The organism is Microcoleus sp. K5-D4 (assembly GCF_036704575.1).
Taxonomy (GTDB): domain Bacteria; phylum Cyanobacteriota; class Cyanobacteriia; order Cyanobacteriales; family Microcoleaceae; genus Microcoleus.
The window spans coordinates 1-1377 of the sequence record NZ_JAUBSD010000212.1; the positions used below are offsets into that span (position 1 = coordinate 1).

A 1377-nucleotide genomic window follows, 5' to 3' on the forward strand; every position below is an offset into this window, starting at 1 on the left:
CTCAAAGTAAAAGTGAAGGGGGAGGGACTTAACGCCTCCCATGTCATGCAATAAATGACTATACTTTTACTAGCTATAATGCACTTTTGACAGACACGATTAGCGTTCCCAACTTCATAAACATCATGACGGATACCCTCCAGCATCTCATTGAGCCACACATTCAAGATTTGGGTGGATTCCAAGCCCGCCGCTTGCTTCCCTCGGACGTTCTAGCGCTGGTAGGCCCGTTCATCTTTTTTGACCATCTCGGCCCTGCGGTGTTTCCACCCGGCCGGGGCGTGGATGTCAGACCCCATCCCCACATCAACTTAGCAACCGTCACCTACCTGTTTGAAGGTGTTTTGCTGCATCGCGATAGTGTGGGCAGCGTTCAAGAAATCCGTCCCGGTGCGGTGAATTGGATGACAGCAGGGCGAGGCATTGTCCACTCCGAACGCACGCCTGACGACGATCGCAGCAAAGAAGCCATCCTGCATGGCATCCAAACCTGGATAGCCCTTCCCGATGAATATGAAGAAACCGACCCCTGGTTTCGGCATCATCCGGCTTCTGAGCTGCCTGTTTGGGAGGATGCAGGAGTTTCGTTCACCCTAATTGCCGGTGAGGCCTATGGTCGTACTTCCCCAGTTCAAATATTTTCACCCATGATTTATCTGGACGTGCAACTGACTCCTGGCAAGCAATTTACCTTACCGGGCAATTACAGCGAACAGGCGGTTTACAGCGTAACAGAGGGGCTTGCGATCGATGGAGTGCCTCTGGAACAACATCGGTTGGCAGTTCTAAATTCAGGCACTGAAGTAAACATTTCTGCTTCAGGCAAGGCTCGTTGTATTGTGATTGGCGGTGAACCTGTTGGTGAGCGGCATAAGTGGTGGAATTTTGTTTCGAGTCGCCACTCGCGCATTGAGGAAGCTAAACTCGATTGGAGAGAGGGACGGTTTGCTCAGGTTCCTCAAGAGACAGAGTTTATTCCGCTGCCAGAAGAGCCACCTTCTCAAGCAGAGCAACCGTTGTAAATAACCGCAGCGATTTAAATTAAAAAACTGTTTGTTGATTCAGAATCTGTGTTTTTTACTCTAATCTTCACGCATATTATTCCAAAATTTGGCGTTGCTGATTCACGGCATAAATCTACTTTTCTCGGAACTTAAAACACTCACCCTACTTGGCTTATAGCCATTCCGAAATCTAGAAGTCATAGCTGTATTTAGCAACGCCGAAAAAATATATAGAAGATCCACACCATTCGGCTAACTAAGAAAGAAAGAACACGGGAACTTCAGTCCCCCGTGTCCCATTTGTGACAAGTTAAGAAAAAGTGCAAATTGTCAAGGGGGTAGACCAAAAAAGGTAAAATAGGATGAAACCTTT

The 1377-nt window shown here is 47.7% G+C and carries 1 protein-coding gene; it reads left to right on the forward strand.

The annotated features are described in order from the left end of the window. Positions 1–86: 86 nt before the first annotated feature. On the forward strand, positions 87–1022 hold the full coding sequence (locus tag QUA77_RS29105) for a pirin family protein (RefSeq protein WP_333454100.1): 936 nt from the start codon (positions 87–89) through the stop codon (positions 1020–1022). The last annotated feature ends 355 nt before the right edge of the window (positions 1023–1377 follow it).